This is a genomic window from Peptostreptococcus porci (genome assembly GCF_009695815.1).
Classification (GTDB): domain Bacteria; phylum Bacillota; class Clostridia; order Peptostreptococcales; family Peptostreptococcaceae; genus Peptostreptococcus; species Peptostreptococcus porci.
Genome location: NZ_VUNE01000003.1, coordinates 290733 through 305786, shown reverse-complemented (window position 1 = coordinate 305786; position 15054 = coordinate 290733). Strand labels below are relative to the sequence as shown.

Annotated in this window: 13 protein-coding genes and 1 other annotated feature; of the genes, 7 read left to right on the top strand and 6 right to left on the bottom strand. The window is 34.2% G+C overall.

What is annotated here, in order from left to right; all coding sequences use genetic code 11:
- The 5 genes from disA to FYJ71_RS07135 all read left to right on the top strand — a co-directional run bounded on the left by disA (window position 1) and on the right by FYJ71_RS07135 (window position 7677).
- Window positions 1–1086, top strand: a complete 1086-nt coding sequence (disA, locus tag FYJ71_RS07155; protein WP_154538093.1) for a DNA integrity scanning diadenylate cyclase DisA — start codon at window positions 1–3, stop codon at window positions 1084–1086.
- 20 nt (window positions 1087–1106) lie between these two features.
- On the top strand, window positions 1107–2195 hold the full coding sequence (locus FYJ71_RS07150; protein WP_154538092.1) for a PIN/TRAM domain-containing protein: 1089 nt from the start codon (window positions 1107–1109) through the stop codon (window positions 2193–2195).
- 93 nt (window positions 2196–2288) lie between these two features.
- Window positions 2289–2497: a binding site (T-box leader), on the top strand.
- Window positions 2498–2568: 71 nt separating this feature from the next.
- Window positions 2569–4014, top strand: a complete 1446-nt coding sequence (gene proS / locus FYJ71_RS07145) for a proline--tRNA ligase (RefSeq protein WP_154538091.1) — start codon at window positions 2569–2571, stop codon at window positions 4012–4014.
- Between the two features lie 221 nt (window positions 4015–4235).
- Window positions 4236–5990, top strand: a complete 1755-nt coding sequence (locus tag FYJ71_RS07140; RefSeq protein WP_154538090.1) for an ABC transporter ATP-binding protein/permease — start codon at window positions 4236–4238, stop codon at window positions 5988–5990.
- The gene (locus FYJ71_RS07135; RefSeq protein WP_235899097.1) at window positions 5977–7677 is read left to right on the top strand and encodes an amino acid ABC transporter ATP-binding/permease protein; all 1701 of its coding nucleotides are present in this window, start codon (window positions 5977–5979) and stop codon (window positions 7675–7677) included. The genes FYJ71_RS07140 and FYJ71_RS07135 overlap by 14 nt, the downstream gene beginning before the upstream one ends.
- 114 nt (window positions 7678–7791) lie before the next feature.
- Here FYJ71_RS07135 and ispF read toward each other — a convergent pair whose 3' ends face one another.
- The 6 genes from ispF to FYJ71_RS07105 all read right to left on the bottom strand — a co-directional run bounded on the left by ispF (window position 7792) and on the right by FYJ71_RS07105 (window position 13572).
- Entirely contained in the window at window positions 7792–8265 is a 474-nt protein-coding gene (gene ispF, locus FYJ71_RS07130) for a 2-C-methyl-D-erythritol 2,4-cyclodiphosphate synthase (RefSeq protein WP_154538088.1), read from the bottom strand.
- A 27-nt stretch (window positions 8266–8292) separates the two neighbouring features.
- Complete coding sequence (ispD, locus tag FYJ71_RS07125; RefSeq protein ID WP_154538087.1) at window positions 8293–9021, bottom strand: 2-C-methyl-D-erythritol 4-phosphate cytidylyltransferase; 729 nt, start codon at window positions 9019–9021, stop codon at window positions 8293–8295.
- Window positions 9022–9025: 4 nt separating this feature from the next.
- On the bottom strand, window positions 9026–9568 hold the full coding sequence (locus FYJ71_RS07120; RefSeq protein WP_154538086.1) for a hypothetical protein: 543 nt from the start codon (window positions 9566–9568) through the stop codon (window positions 9026–9028).
- 17 nt (window positions 9569–9585) lie between these two features.
- Window positions 9586–11028 carry an MDR family MFS transporter gene (locus FYJ71_RS07115; RefSeq protein ID WP_154538085.1) on the bottom strand — a complete coding sequence of 481 codons (1443 nt, stop codon included), beginning with the start codon at window positions 11026–11028 and terminating at the stop codon, window positions 9586–9588.
- 12 nt (window positions 11029–11040) lie between these two features.
- A complete protein-coding gene (locus FYJ71_RS07110; RefSeq protein WP_154538084.1) occupies window positions 11041–12267 on the bottom strand; it encodes an aminopeptidase in 1227 nt (408 codons plus the stop codon).
- A gap of 132 nt (window positions 12268–12399) precedes the next feature.
- Complete coding sequence (locus FYJ71_RS07105; RefSeq protein ID WP_154538083.1) at window positions 12400–13572, bottom strand: CapA family protein; 1173 nt, start codon at window positions 13570–13572, stop codon at window positions 12400–12402.
- A 395-nt stretch (window positions 13573–13967) separates the two neighbouring features.
- Between FYJ71_RS07105 and rpsL the strand changes: the two genes are divergently transcribed.
- A complete protein-coding gene (rpsL, locus tag FYJ71_RS07100; RefSeq protein ID WP_154538082.1) occupies window positions 13968–14390 on the top strand; it encodes a 30S ribosomal protein S12 in 423 nt (140 codons plus the stop codon).
- 173 nt (window positions 14391–14563) lie between these two features.
- Window positions 14564–15034, top strand: coding sequence for a 30S ribosomal protein S7 (rpsG, locus tag FYJ71_RS07095; RefSeq protein WP_091995351.1), 471 nt, complete (start codon window positions 14564–14566; stop codon window positions 15032–15034).
- Window positions 15035–15054: the final 20 nt, after the last annotated feature.

Below are 15054 nucleotides of genomic sequence, written 5' to 3'. Positions count from 1 at the left end.
ATGAGTTTTTATAAATCTGTAGAGCTATTTGATGATGAAAATTTTATAGAGCTACTGAAGATTATATCTCCCGGTTCGCCACTGAGAGTGGGGCTGGATAATGTATTAAAGGCAAAAACTGGCGGCTTGATAATAATTGGTGATGATGAAGAAATACTGAAATTGGTAGACGGTGGATTTGAGCTGAATGCCAAATATTCGCCAGCATCCCTTTATGAATTGGCAAAGATGGATGGTGCCATAGTCATTGATGGAAACATCGACAAAATAAGATTTGCAAATACTCAGTTGATGCCAAATCAAGATATAGCTACTCAGGAGACTGGAACAAGACATAGGACAGCAGAAAGAGTTGCAAAACAGACAGACGCAGTTGTTATTGCAATCTCTCAAAGAAGATCTGTTATTACTATTTACAAGGGTAGTAAGAAATATATTGTCGAGGATAACAATACTCTTTTGACCAAAGCAAATCAAGCGTTTCAAACTCTTGAAAAAGCAAAGATTTCTCAAGAGCAGGCTCTTTTGAATTTGAATGCACTAGAGTTTTCAGATATGGCGACGATATATGACGTTGTATTTGCGATGTCAAAGGTTGAACTAGTATTACGACTTACAGATATTATGGAGAGATATTTGTTGGCATTGGGTGACGAGGGATTTCTTATCAGGAATCAATATGAGCAATTAATTGGCAGGACAAAGGATGACAGAGATCTTTTAATTAAGGACTATGTAATTGAGGAAATCAACAAGAAAAACTTTAAGAAAAAGATAGAGGCATTATCTAGTGAAGATCTGATTGACCTTTCGAAGATAGCAAAGATTATGGGATTTTCCGGATACAATGAAAATCTGGATAAACCTACATCGCCAAAGGGATACAGATTGCTGAATAAGATTCACAAGCTTCCAGAGAGCATTATTGAAAATATTGTGGATCATTTTGGCAAATTGTCCAATATTCTAAATGCCAGTATTGAGGAATTGGATGAGGTTGAAGGTATAGGTGAAATCAGAGCTACTTATATTAGAAATGGCTTGATAAAAATGAAGAAACTAGCAGTTTTAGATAGGCAGATTTAGGTTTTGGAAAGGAGGATTTTATGTTAAGAAAAATTAGGCGTCTTTTATTGGCGATAATCGGTTTTGCGATTGCTACTACACTTTATATATCATTGATGAAAGTTTTTCAAGAAATGATGCTTGGAAATGCTAAATATGGCTATGCAGCAGCAATAGTTACAGGATTATTATTCGGACTTATTTTATACATCGCAGAACCAGGTATTAACAACGCAATTAAGAAAATGACAATGAGATTTGATAAGGAGATGTCGGTATATTCACAGGTCGATATTATACTTGGATCAGTTGGTCTAATCTCAGGATTTTTGATAGCATTTTTGATCAGTGGCTTACTGGAGAGAATTTCTATAGTTGGTCCGGTGTTATCAATGGTTGCTTATATAATATTTGGATTGATAGGTGTGAGGATTGGTATTCGAAGTAAGTCAGAAATAATCAACATACTAAAGCTGAGAACAAATGTTGCCAAAAATGACAAAGATCATGAAAAGACAAATAAAAAGAATAAGAAGGGGATACCGCCAAAGGTTTTGGATACCTCTGTAATCATAGATGGAAGAATTGCGGATATTTGCAAGACTGGATTTATTGAAGGTAAACTTGTAGTTCCACAGTTTGTTTTAGATGAGCTAAGACATATAGCGGATTCTGCTGATGATATGAAGAGAGTGAGAGGTAGAAGAGGGCTTGATATTCTAAATATGATTCAGGAGGAAGGCAATATCGATGTTGAGGTTACGAGCCAAGATTTCGACAATATAGCAGAGGTCGATATTAAGCTTCTAAAGCTTGCTTCAGTGTTAAATGGTAAGGTTGTTACAAATGATTATAACCTGAATAAGGTTGCACAAGTGCAGGGAGTTGAGGTTCTTAATATCAACGAACTATCTAACGCAGTAAAGCCAATTGCTATTCCTGGTGAAGAAATGGTTGTAACCATAGTCAAAGAAGGTAAAGAAAATCAGCAGGGTGTTGCATACTTGGATGATGGTACGATGATAGTTGTCGAAAATGGAAAGAACTTTATAGGAGAAACGAGAAATGTTGTAGTGACTTCTATACTTCAAACTCCAGCAGGTAGAATGATATTTGCAAAGGTTAGATAGATAGCAATTTATACATTTGAAATAATAATTTTTTGGATAAAGATTATTGACAATTTATTCATAATAATATATTATATAAAAAAATAAGTTTATTAGTTGGCAATGATAAAGGAATAGTATCTAGGATAGATTTTCCAGAGAGAAATCGTTGGTGTGAGATTTCAAATTGAAACTAGGGAACCAGCCTTTTAGCTTGAGAAGGTAAAAATTCTCACGGTTTGAACCGTTATATTCAGTTCGAGTGAGCTATTATTAGCTAATGAGAGTGGTACCGCGGAAACTAACAGCCTTTCGTCTCTTCTTTGAGATGAAGGGCTTTTTTATTGTCCTTTGAGGCTGTTTATTAATAAATTATTTTTAGGAGGGCTTTAAAATGGCAAAGAATGAAAAACAATTCGTTGAAGAAATCACCCCAATGGAGGTGGATTTTGCACAGTGGTATACTGATGTTATTACAAAGACAGAGTTGGTGGACTATGCACCGATTAAGGGATTTATGGTAATCAGACCAAATGGCTTTGCGTTATGGGAAAAAATTAGAGATTATGCAGATAATTTATTTAAAGAAACTGGTCATAAGAATATGTATTTCCCACTATTGATACCAGAAAGTCTTTTGAATAAGGAAGCAGAGCACGTTGAAGGTTTTGCACCTGAAGTTGCATGGGTTACTCAGGGGGGTAACAAAGTTCTTGAAGAAAGATTGGCAGTAAGACCGACATCTGAAACAATAATTTGTCAAATGTATTCAAAATGGCTTACTTCATATAGACAGCTTCCATACTTGTACAATCAGTGGAACTCAGTTGTGAGATGGGAAAAATCTACTAGACCATTCCTTAGAACTTCTGAATTTTTATGGCAGGAAGGTCATACAATACATGAAACAAAGGAAGAGGCGGTTGCTGAAACTCTTCAACAGTTGGAAACATACAGAAAAGTTGCAGAAGATTTGATGGCAATGCCAGTAATTGTAGGTCAGAAATCAGAAAGTGAAAAGTTTGCAGGAGCTGATGCTACTTATACAATCGAAGCGATGATGCACGATGGTAAGGCTCTACAGTCTGGTACATCACATTTCCTTGGACAACATTTCACAAAGGCATTCGATATTACTTTCTCTGATAGAGAAGGAAATCTTGCACATCCATATCATACATCTTGGGGTATATCAACTAGGCTAATAGGTGGATTGATAATGGTTCATTCTGATAATAGAGGTCTTGTAATACCTCCAAAGATGGCTACTACTCAGGTTGTAATTGTTCCAATTGCAGCGAATAAGGGTGGTGTAATGGAAGTAGTTGACAAAGTGGCTGATGAATTGAAGGCAAAAGGAATTTCTGTAAATGTAGATGATAGAGATGGATACAGCCCAGGATACAAATTCAACGATGCCGAAATGCATGGTATACCAGTAAGACTTGAAATAGGACCAAAGGATATTGAGAAAAATCAGGCTCTTGCATTTAGAAGAGATGAACTTACTAAGAGTGAGGTATCATTGGACAATATTGCCGACACAGTAAAAGAATTGCTTGACGATATTCAGATCAATATGTACAACAAGGCAAAGAAATACAGAGACGAAAGAACTTATGCAGCAAATAATATGGATGAATTTGTTGACATAATAGAAAATAAAAAGGGATTTGCCAAGGTTATGTGGAAGGATAACGCAGAAAATGAAGCAAAAATCAAGGAATTGACTGGAGCTACAATAAGAGTTATACCTTTTGAACAAGAAAATCTTGGAGATAAATGCTTCTATAGTGGTGAGAAAGCAGACCATATGGTTATATTTGCAAAGGCTTATTAAAAATATTAGGTTTAGTGTGGACCGAGATTACAATTTTATTGTAATTTCGGTCTTTTTATAATAAAAAATAAAAAATTCGATTTTATGCTTATAATGATTAGTAATTATTTGAAATACAAAAAACTAGTTGTTTATTCCAAAGGATTAATTTATGATAATAGTAGGGATATTTTTTATTTTGTTTTTTTCTGTTTTCTTTATTTTAATAAAGGGGGGATTTCATGGTAGATAGAGCTTTACTTGGGTTTATTGGCAATACAAGAAAATATATTTATCAAGCTGTTGGATTTAAGTGTTTAAATCTGATTGCAAATATAGTGTTTTCCTATAATTTTGCATCAATTTTGATTTATTTCCTAAAGGGAATTTTTATTGTAAAATTTGAGATTTCAATATTTATGATTGTTGTTTCATTGGCTGTTAGACAGTATTGTATCAGAAAGGTATCGATGAAAAATAGCTTGGTAGTATATGAGGTTAAACAAAATTTAAGACAGGAAGTTTATGAAAAGGTATTGTCTATGGGGACATTATTTCAAGAGGAGATGACAACGCAGGAAATCGTTCATTTAGGGGTTGAAGGCGTGGAGCAATTAGAAAATTATTACGGTTCTTATCTGACTCAGTTTTATTACAGCTTTGCCTCTGCCATTATTTTGGTTGTTGTAATATATCCTTTAAATATGTGGGTTGCTCTTGCATTACTGGGTGCATCACCACTTATTCCTGGTTTTCTGTATGTAATTCTAGTTATGGTAAAAAATGTTCAAAGAAAGTATTGGTCAAAATATGCTGATGTTGGGAACTTATTTTTGGATAGTCTTCAGGGATTGACTACTTTGAAAGTTTTTAAGGCAGATGAAGATAGAGGAACAGAGCTTGACGAAATGTCAGAGGGCTTTAGAAAACAGACTATGAAACTTCTATCTATGCAGCTAAATACTATAATGATAATTGACTGGTTTGCATACGGTGGCTCTGTTTTGGCGATTTTAGTAGCTCTTATACAATTTAAAGTCGGAAATATTTATTCTTATGAATTGGTTGTTATTTTGCTTTTAATTGCAGAATTTTTCGTTCCAATGAGAACTTTAACAGGGATGTTTCATGTTGCAATGACTGGTGTTACAGCTGGAGAAAAAATGTTAGATTTTCTTTATTCTGATGAGTTAGTAAAGCGTGGGAACGAGAAATACCCTATAAACGCAAAGATTGAGTTAAAAAATATGGATTTTTCATATCCTGATGGAGAATGTGCCTTGAAGGGTGTAAATATGGAATTTGCCCCTGGTGAAATGGTTGCAATAATTGGAGAATCAGGTAGTGGAAAATCAACTCTGGCATCAGTTATAGCAGGAGAATATAGACAACCAAGCGGAAGTATTTTTATTGACAATAAGGATATTCTCGAGATAGACGCCTATGAGTTGAATAAAAATATCATTAGAATAACTCATGATGGACACGTTTTTCAAGGAAGTGTAAGAGAAAATTTATTGATTGGTAATTTTAAAGCAACGGATGATGAGTTGATTTCTATATTGGAAAAAGTTCGATTATGGGACTTATTCGAACAGATGGATGGACTTGATACGAAAATATTATCTCAAGGCAAAAATATTTCAGGAGGTCAATCGCAAAGATTAAGTCTTGCAAGAGCTTTAATTTATGATGCTGAGGTGTATATTTTTGATGAAGCGACTTCGAATATAGATGTGGAATCAGAACAAATAATTACAGATATAATTAAATCTATTTCTAAGAAAAAGACGGTTATATATATTTCTCATAGCTTGAAATCCGTTGAAAACATACAAAAGATATATGTGCTTGAAAAAGGTTTGTTGATAGAGTCAGGTAATCATTGTGAATTGATGGAATTAGGTGGTAAATATAGATTTCTATACGATAAACAAGATGAACTCGAAAGATTTAGACAATCATCAAAGGAAGGTGAAAAATATGAGAAGAAGTAGCCTTGAACTGACAAAAAAACTGATAAAACTAGTTACACCACTTACTTTTCAGATGATAGTAGCAATAATACTAGGGTCTTTGGGATATATTTTATCGTTTGGAATAGGCATTTTAGGTGGTTATGCATTGTTAACAACCATGCCGGATGATATGAAAAAATCATTTGATATGCTGTTTTTAGGTGGTAAAGATGTGAAATGGTATTTGATGGCACTGTTGATATGTGCAGTATTGAGAGGTATTTTCCACTATATTGAGCAATTTTTTAATCACTATATCGCATTTAGGATTTTGGCGGAACTTAGAAAGCAAGTGTTTGCTGCTATGAGAAATTTGGCACCAGCCAAGCTTGAAGGTAAAAATCAAGGAAAATTAATATCACTTATAATGGGAGATATCGAACTTCTGGAAGTTTTTTATGCTCATACTATTTCTCCGACGATGATCGCCATAGTTGTTACAGTATTTTTAATGTATTTTTACTCAAAAATACATATTATCGTGGCTCTTGTAGCGTTGATGGCTTATGTGGTAGTAGGTGTTGTTTTGCCAATGTACGCATCTAAAAAAGGTGAAATAGTTGGTGTAAATATTAGGGAAAATTTAAGTCTATTAAATGGTGAGTTTCTTGATAAATTAAGAGGAATTAGAGAAGTTATTCAGTACAATGCAGGAGAAGATGCTTTAGATGATATCTATGCTTGCACAAAAAATACATTAGAGAATCAGACTTTATTAAAAGATCAGGTTGCTGATGTGCAGGCAAACACAGATTCACTTATAATAGTATTTGGGTTAATTCAGGCGGCGGTATGTTTTTGGTTAAAGTCGAATGGTCAAATATCATCAATTGGCGGATTTTTAGCAGTTTTTGCCCAAATAAGTACATTCGGTCCATACATTGCTCTTGCGAATTTAGGATCTACATTGACACAAACTTTTGCTTGTGGAGACAGGATAATAGATTTGTTGGAAGAAAGTCCTGTAGTGGAGAAACAAGTAAATGGCGTAAATGCTGATTTTGAGGATTTGAGATTAAGCGGAGTGTCATTTTCATACGATGAAATTGAGATTTTGAAAAATGTAGATCTGGCTATAAAAAAGGGTGAAACTCTCGGTATTATGGGAAAAAGTGGCAGTGGAAAATCGACTATTTTGAAATTGATTATGAGATTTTGGGATCCTAAACAAGGGAGTATTTCAATTAATGGAATTAATATTAAAAATATAAATACTGAGTCATTGTATGACAATATAGATTATATGACACAGACTACGGTGCTATTTTCTGGGACAATTAGAGATAATTTAATAATAGCAAAAAAAGATGCAACTGATGAGGAGTTATTTGAAGCATTGAGAAAAGCTTCGATTGATGAATATATAAGAGGATTGAAGGATGGTCTAGACACTAGAGTTTCTGATCTGGGAGATAATTTTTCAGGTGGAGAGCGTCAAAGAATTGGACTCGCAAGGTGTTTTTTGACTAATAGCAAGTTATTGCTACTAGATGAACCCACTTCAAATCTTGATGCCTTTAATGAGGCAGTTATATTAAAGGCGTTGGTCGAATCTGTCAAGGATAGAGCTGTAATATTGGTATCTCACAGAGAATCTACAATGGGAGTATGTGACAGAGTGATAAAGATATCCGATATAAATAATTTAGATAAAATACGAGCATAGTAATAGGGGCGATTCATTGTTTGTTTTAAACAGTGATGCCCCTTATTTTTTGATATTAAAACTTGGATCTTTATATATAATTGGATCTTTATATAAGTATATATAATAATATGTCTATTTTTTCAACAGCAAGCATATTGCCTGAGAAGAAATTCCTTCTCTATTTCCAGTGAATCCTAATCCTTCTTCCGTAGTGGCCTTGATATTTATATTTGATAAATCTGTATTTAATATATCGGCGAAATTTTTTCTCATTTTATCTAAATGAGGTGCCATTTTTGGTGCTTGGGCTATGATTATACAGTCTAAGTTTCCTATTTTATACCCCATTTCGTCCATTAGCTTAAAGGCATATTTTAGTAGCTTCAAACTGTCTACACCTTTGTATTTTGGATCTGTATCTGGGAAGTGCTTGCCAAGATCGCCGACTGCCAAAGCTCCAAATATTGAATCAATAAGGGCATGTGTTAGCACATCGGCATCTGAATGTCCCAATAGACCTTTTTCATGAGGAATATTTACTCCACCTATTATCAAATCCCTATTATCGACCAGCTTATGCACATCGTAACCAATTCCAACTCTCATTTTTACCAGTCCTCCATTAATACTATTTTACCTATCCAGTATAGATTCTGCAAATCTCAAGTCTTCTGGAGTAGTAATTTTAATGTTATCATAGCTACCTTGAATCATCTTTACTTTGATGCCGTAATTCTCCACAATGGATGAATCATCGGTTCCTATAAAATTGTTGTCATATGAATTTTTGTACGCACTATATAAAATATCGAATCTAAATGCTTGTGGAGTCTGTGCCATCCAAATTTGTTTTCTGTCAGGTGTTGAGAGAATAATATTATCCTCGCCGATTATTTTAACAGTATCCTTTGAGGGAACACCAACGCAAACTGCATTATAAGCCTTGACTTCACGAATGGTATCTTCAATTATTTCATTCGAAACAAATGGTCTTGCTCCATCGTGAACCAATACAAAATGGTTGGAATGAGTCTGTATTTTTTTGTGATTTGATTTATCAGCATAGCTTTCAAGTGAATGCTTTTTTATCTCCTCAATGCAATTATATACAGAGTCTTGACGCTCTCTGCCACCATAAACCAGTCTGATATTTCTGATTTCAAAGCTATCTAGCAAATTATTTACATAATCCTCTTCTTCCTTTTTTATGACTAGGTAAATATTATCTATCAATTTATTTTTATAGAATTTTTCCAATGTCAAAATTAGTAACGGTTTATTTTTAAGTATGATAAACTGCTTATTTTTGTCATGATTCATTCTTTTGCCAGAACCAGCAGCTACTATGATAACATCAATCATTATTTTATTTTCCTTTTCCTGTTTTCTCTTTATTGATTAGCTCCATCCAATCCTGTGATTTGCCTACATAGAAGTCATATTCCTGACCTTTAAGTAGCTTTACTCTCAATCCATCGTTTGTTATCGGAGTGGGCTTGAATGTTTCTATTTTTGAAATTTTGGATAATGATATTCTCAATGCACTTTTTTCTATTAATTCATGGTCTGGAGTATTGGCAAATATCAGAGATTTATTTGTCAAATACAACCAACCTCTCGTAGGTCTTGAATTGTCGTTTACCATCTGTGCTTGTGCATCTTGAATCAACACACCCTGATTTCTAAGCTTTTTGGCAAAAATTCTCATATTTGTAGTTTTTCTACCACGGCTGTTGTTGATCATTCCTGTCATAAAATATGTACCACCTAGTATCAAAAACATATATACTAATTGACCAAAGCTAGCCATAAATCCATTTTTCATAATTGAACTAATGTTCAGTGGGATTGCAAATAGTAAGCCCACAAAAATTGCTGCAAGTAGCTGTTTTAAAGTATCTGTTTTCATTAGATATGTATCTCCTGTTAATTATTATAGTTTTTTAGTATTTTATTTGATGGCAGCAGTAACGCAAATATCACACATACTATTCCCACAATCAAGCAACCCCAATATACATTGTTATATCCGGCAAAAAGAGACTTGATGATTTCTGTTTTGTCAATAGCTGTATTTGATAGTATGTTTGCTGGGTCTATATCGATATTTGTTTTTGAAAAATACTTTACGATACTACTGTTTAGTATAAATCCGAATGCGCTCACACCCAAAGTTTGACCAAGTGTTCTGACAAACATTATTGATCCAGATGCCATTCCAATATCGTCCTTTGAAACAGTTTCTTGGACAATAAATAGCAACATATTGAAGCTTCCACCAAAACCAAGTCCTATTATTGCCGAATATATGCCCATAAATAATGGGGAGCTTTTTGGAGTTAGTAAAACCAAGCCACAGCATCCTATTGCCAGTATCGATAAACTAACTATCAATATTGCTTTCGTGCTGAATTTATGTATATATCTCGAAAGTATAAAAGACGACACCACCCAGAATACAGACATTGGAACTATTGGCACTGTAGATACTATCGGTGGATAGCCTTGTACATTTTGCAAGAAGGACGGATTGTATACATCCATCGCTATCAGTATTGTAGAATTTAAAAAAGATATTATCATAACCACAAGTATTTCTTTTGAAAATAGCTTATATGGTATGACTGGATATTCTACATTTTTTTCTATCTTTGTGAATACATATGTAAAAATTATTGCAAGTACTGCCAAGCCGCCAACGTTTGGGCTGAAGATTGAATGTTTTTCGAGTGCTGACATCGCCTGTATTAAGCAAATTATGATTAAAGTTAGTGTGAATAGGCCTTTTAGATCCAATTTATCGTCACTTTTTGTTTCTGTGGCTTTGTACGACCTATGTATCAAAATCATGCTTAAAATTCCTATTGGCACATTGATAAAGAACACCCAGTGCCAGCTCAATCTAATCAGTATAATTCCGCCAAGAATAGGAGCAATCAAGCCGCCTATACTCCATACGGTTGAGTTATATCCCTGTATTCTAGCTCTATCTTCAACTCCAAAGATATCACCTATCGTTGCCATGGTTAATGTATTTATGGCTCCTGAACCAAGACCCTGAACACCTCTTGATATTATCAGAAGTGGCATTGAATTGGATAGACCACATAGGAGAGAGCCAAGTATAAAAATAACTATCGAAATCTGAAGAAGTTTTTTTCTACCATAAAGGTCTGATAGCTTTCCGAAGATTGTCGTGGCAACTGCAGAGGTCAGAAGGTAAATCGAAAATAGATAGCTTGATAGATTGAATCCGTTCAAATCTCTAACAATAGATGGGATTGCTGTGGTGACAATAGTTATCTCCACAGCACCCATGAATGTACAAGAAAAAAGAGCGAACGCTATTAATTTCTTTTCCAAATTCATCAAATCCACCTATTAGAACGCCCAATTTCCATCTTTGAAAATCTGGAATTCTTCGCCATTTTCTTTTACTCCGACTATATCCAAATCCTTGTCGCCTATCATAAAGTCAACATGTGTAATACTTGTATTTACACCAATATCATTCTTTTCATCCTCAGTCAAATCAGCACCATTTTCTATACAGCTTGTATATGCAGCACCTATTGCCAAGTGACAAGATGCGTTTTCGTCAAATAAAGTTGTGTAGAATACAGTGTCAGTTAGCGAAATTGGAGAATTGTATGGTACAAGTGCGACCTCGCCAAGTCTACAAGATCCGTCATCTGTTTCGATCAACAGCTTTAAATTCTCTTTTCCTAGCTCGGCATCAAAATCGACAATCTTACCATTCTCGAATTTCATCCAGAAGTTATTTATTAAGCTACCTGCATATACGAGTGGCTTTGTGCTGTATACAACTCCGTCAACCTTATACTTGTGAGGCATACCAAATACTTCTTCAGTAGGAATATTTGGATTAAAGTCGATATTATTTGGATCTTTTGATGAACCACTCAACCAAATATGATTGTCTGGTAGCCCTATAACAAGATTAGTCTTTGATGATTTGTATCTTAATTCCTTGAACTTCATGTCATTTAGCTTTGCTGTTTTTGATTTCAAAGCTTTATTGTGTTTTTCCCATTCTAGTATCGGATCTTCAGTTACCCTAGAGCAGTATAATATACTATCCCATAGCTTTTCCAAAGCGATATCTTCAGACACTCCAGGATAAACTTTTTTTGCCCATTTAACAGAAGGAACTGCTACTATTGACCATTTAACCTTGTCAGATAGTGTGTAGGATCTCCACTCCTTTAGGTATTGACCAGATACCTTTTGAAATCTACCTATTCTATTAGGATCAACTCCATCCATCAAATCAGGATCACCTGATGTTATTGAAAGAAAAGCTCCTCCATCTTTTGCTATTTGAGTGTATTTATCTGCTTGCCATTGAGGGTATTCATCGAAAACCTCATCTGGTGCATTCAAATATTTTTCCCTATTTATTATTTCATCAGAATATTCTACGTGAACGTGCTTTGCCCCTGCTTTATATGCTTCGCATACGCATCTTCTAGTAAAGTCGGCTGCATTTACGTCAGCTCTTATAAGTAGAGTTTCTCCTGGTTGGATATTAACCCCAACCTTAATTGCAAGTTTTGCAAGCTTGTCTATTCTTTCGTTTAAATTCATAAATTACCTCCTAGCTTTTATTTTATTAAATATTAGGTGAAAACCAGTATATATAATTATTATACAATAATATTTATGAAAAGTATTGAATGAATTAATATTATTTGTTCAAATTTATTTTTCATGGTCAATTTATTTCATATCTATCATTTCTTTTGGAACTAGACTGTCGACAGTATTTTTGAATATATTTAAATAATAGCTACCATTGCCGCACATTTCAATATGCTTATTTGCTAGTTCGATAGGATATTCGTCTAATCTGTATACTGAACCTTCAAAGCCGTATGCACCTCTTTCTAAATGAAATACCAATGGAGTAAACTTGGCATTGTCAATATATTTTTTTGAACCATCCTTGACGAATGTCCATGATGCCATTCCCTCTAAATAAGTTGTAGGCTTTAGCATATTGTGAACGAAATTTCCTGTTCCATAATATATCAATGTTTTTTTGCCTGATGAATTTTCTTTCCATTCAACCTTTTGGATTCTATGAGCATGAGTTCCGAGAACGACATCTACACCCAGCTCACTGAATAAATTTCCGTATTTCTGCTGTATGGAATCTAGCTGCTCAATTCCTTCTTCTCCCCAATGAACTGAGATTAAAATAAAGTCAGACTTGTTTCTTGCATTTTCTATATCTTTTCTGACATCTTTTTCGTTAAGGTATGCTACGGCATAGCTATTGACTGGAAGCATACCATTTGTTCCATAGGTATAGGATAGTACTGCGATTTTTATTCCATTTTTTTCTATTATATGTGTTTTATTTCTACTTTCCTGAGAATCATACACTCCAAAATGGTAAACGTCTTTGCTATTCCAAAGCTTTATCGAGTTGTTTATACCTGTCTCACCTCTGTCTAACGAGTGATTGTTCGCCATATTGATAACGTTGAAGCCCGCATTTACTACGGCATCCATCAGTGGTTGTGGCGAGTTGAATTTTGGGTAAGAGCTGATACCGAAAGAATTTCCGGCGATTATTGATTCCTGATTTATATATCTCAAATCAAATTTTGAGATATCGTCCTTTATATTTTTGTAAAATGAATCGAAATCATAAACCCCATCTCCATATACACCAGCCCTTCCGTCTGCTGGAACGTAAATTGTATCATGCATTAGATTGTCACCAACGCCTACAAATGTAACCGTTTTTCTGTTATCTGTATTTGTGGATTTTGTTTTTGTATTGCCAAATATCACTTCTGAAAAAACGAATATAAATGAAATGATTACAATAGTAGATGCGATAATGGCTATTGCTATTAGGTGTTTGTCTTCTTTGATATCCATATAAGCCTCCCTTAGTCAAACCATAAAAAATATTTTCATCAGTGAAAAACCGATGTACAAATAAAAAAATAAAATACAGCAATTATTGCACAACCTTATAATATCACAAAAATGCAAATTTAACAGTTTTTCCGTCCATAATTATTCGGTTATTATATAAAAATATATGCAATTTATACAAATACATTTTTAAAAACAGATAAAACACAGAAAATCTTGACATAGATATTGCAAAATGGTAAAATTAAAAGGTATGTGATCTAATAATATATAAGATTACATTTTTTTAGTAGAATACTAAAAGCATCAAAACAATTAATCAATATGCAGTGCATATTGGAATGGTTGGCGATTACTGATTAATAATCGAAATTTTAAAAAAGGAGGTGCAGTTGATGCCAACAATCAACCAATTAGTTCGTAAGAGTAGAAAAGCTGTAGAAAAGAAATCTACTGCTCCAGCACTTCAGAAAGGTTATAACTCTCTATACAAGAAGTCTACTAACCTTAGTGCTCCACAAAAAAGAGGTGTTTGTACTTCAGTAAAGACAGTTACACCTAAGAAACCAAACTCAGCACTTAGAAAGGTTGCCAGAGTTAGATTGACAAACGGAATTGAAGTATCTGCTTATATTCCAGGTGAAGGTCACAACTTACAGGAACATAGTGTTGTTCTTATAAGAGGTGGTAGAGTAAAGGATTTACCAGGGGTTAGATACCATATCCTTAGAGGTACACTTGATACTGCAGGTGTTGACAAGAGAAGACAGTCAAGATCTAAGTACGGTGCTAAGAGACCAAAAGAAGCTAAGAAGTAATATTTGGTAAATCAAAAATTAGGTGGATTCAAGCCGGAAATTGAATAAAAATTGTAGCTGTAAGTACAGCAATTGATTATAGTTCGATGCTTTAAATAATATATATTTATGGCATCACGGCAAAATTGTCGAGTACCTATGATTTAACTTTAATAATTAAGGAGGGAAGCGTAATGCCAAGAAAAGGTAATGTTCCAAAGAGAGAAATTTTACCAGATCCAATGTACGGGAGTAAGGTAGTAACAAAATTAATTAATAACTTAATGTATGACGGAAAAAGAGGAAAGGCTCAGAAAATAGTATATGATGCATTTGCTTTAGTAGGAGAAAGAACTGGTGAAGATGCACTAGAAGTATTCAACAAAGCGATGGAAAATATAATGCCAGTTCTTGAAGTTAAGGCAAGAAGAGTTGGTGGAGCTAACTACCAGGTGCCAATCGAAGTTAGAGCTGACAGAAGACAGACTCTAGGTCTTAGATGGTTGGTAAGATATACAAGAGCTAGAGGCGAAAAAGGTATGGTTGAAAAGCTAGCAAAGGAAATAGTTGATGCGGCTAACAATACTGGTGCCTCAGTTAAGAAGAAAGAAGATACTCATAAGATGGCTGAAGCAAATAAGGCATTTGCTCACTACAGATGGTAATAGCTGTCTATAGAGTTTTA

Coding starts and splice junctions, on each gene's coding strand:
- disA (WP_154538093.1), top strand. CDS start 1: ATGAGTTTTTATAAATCTGTAGAGCTATTTGATGATGAAAATTTTATA.
- FYJ71_RS07150 (WP_154538092.1), top strand. CDS start 1,107: ATGTTAAGAAAAATTAGGCGTCTTTTATTGGCGATAATCGGTTTTGCG.
- proS (WP_154538091.1), top strand. CDS start 2,569: ATGGCAAAGAATGAAAAACAATTCGTTGAAGAAATCACCCCAATGGAG.
- FYJ71_RS07140 (WP_154538090.1), top strand. CDS start 4,236: ATGGTAGATAGAGCTTTACTTGGGTTTATTGGCAATACAAGAAAATAT.
- FYJ71_RS07135 (WP_235899097.1), top strand. CDS start 5,977: ATGAGAAGAAGTAGCCTTGAACTGACAAAAAAACTGATAAAACTAGTT.
- ispF (WP_154538088.1), bottom strand. CDS start 8,265: ATGAGAGTTGGAATTGGTTACGATGTGCATAAGCTGGTCGATAATAGG.
- ispD (WP_154538087.1), bottom strand. CDS start 9,021: ATGATTGATGTTATCATAGTAGCTGCTGGTTCTGGCAAAAGAATGAAT.
- FYJ71_RS07120 (WP_154538086.1), bottom strand. CDS start 9,568: ATGAAAACAGATACTTTAAAACAGCTACTTGCAGCAATTTTTGTGGGC.
- FYJ71_RS07115 (WP_154538085.1), bottom strand. CDS start 11,028: ATGAATTTGGAAAAGAAATTAATAGCGTTCGCTCTTTTTTCTTGTACA.
- FYJ71_RS07110 (WP_154538084.1), bottom strand. CDS start 12,267: ATGAATTTAAACGAAAGAATAGACAAGCTTGCAAAACTTGCAATTAAG.
- FYJ71_RS07105 (WP_154538083.1), bottom strand. CDS start 13,572: ATGGATATCAAAGAAGACAAACACCTAATAGCAATAGCCATTATCGCA.
- rpsL (WP_154538082.1), top strand. CDS start 13,968: ATGCCAACAATCAACCAATTAGTTCGTAAGAGTAGAAAAGCTGTAGAA.
- rpsG (WP_091995351.1), top strand. CDS start 14,564: ATGCCAAGAAAAGGTAATGTTCCAAAGAGAGAAATTTTACCAGATCCA.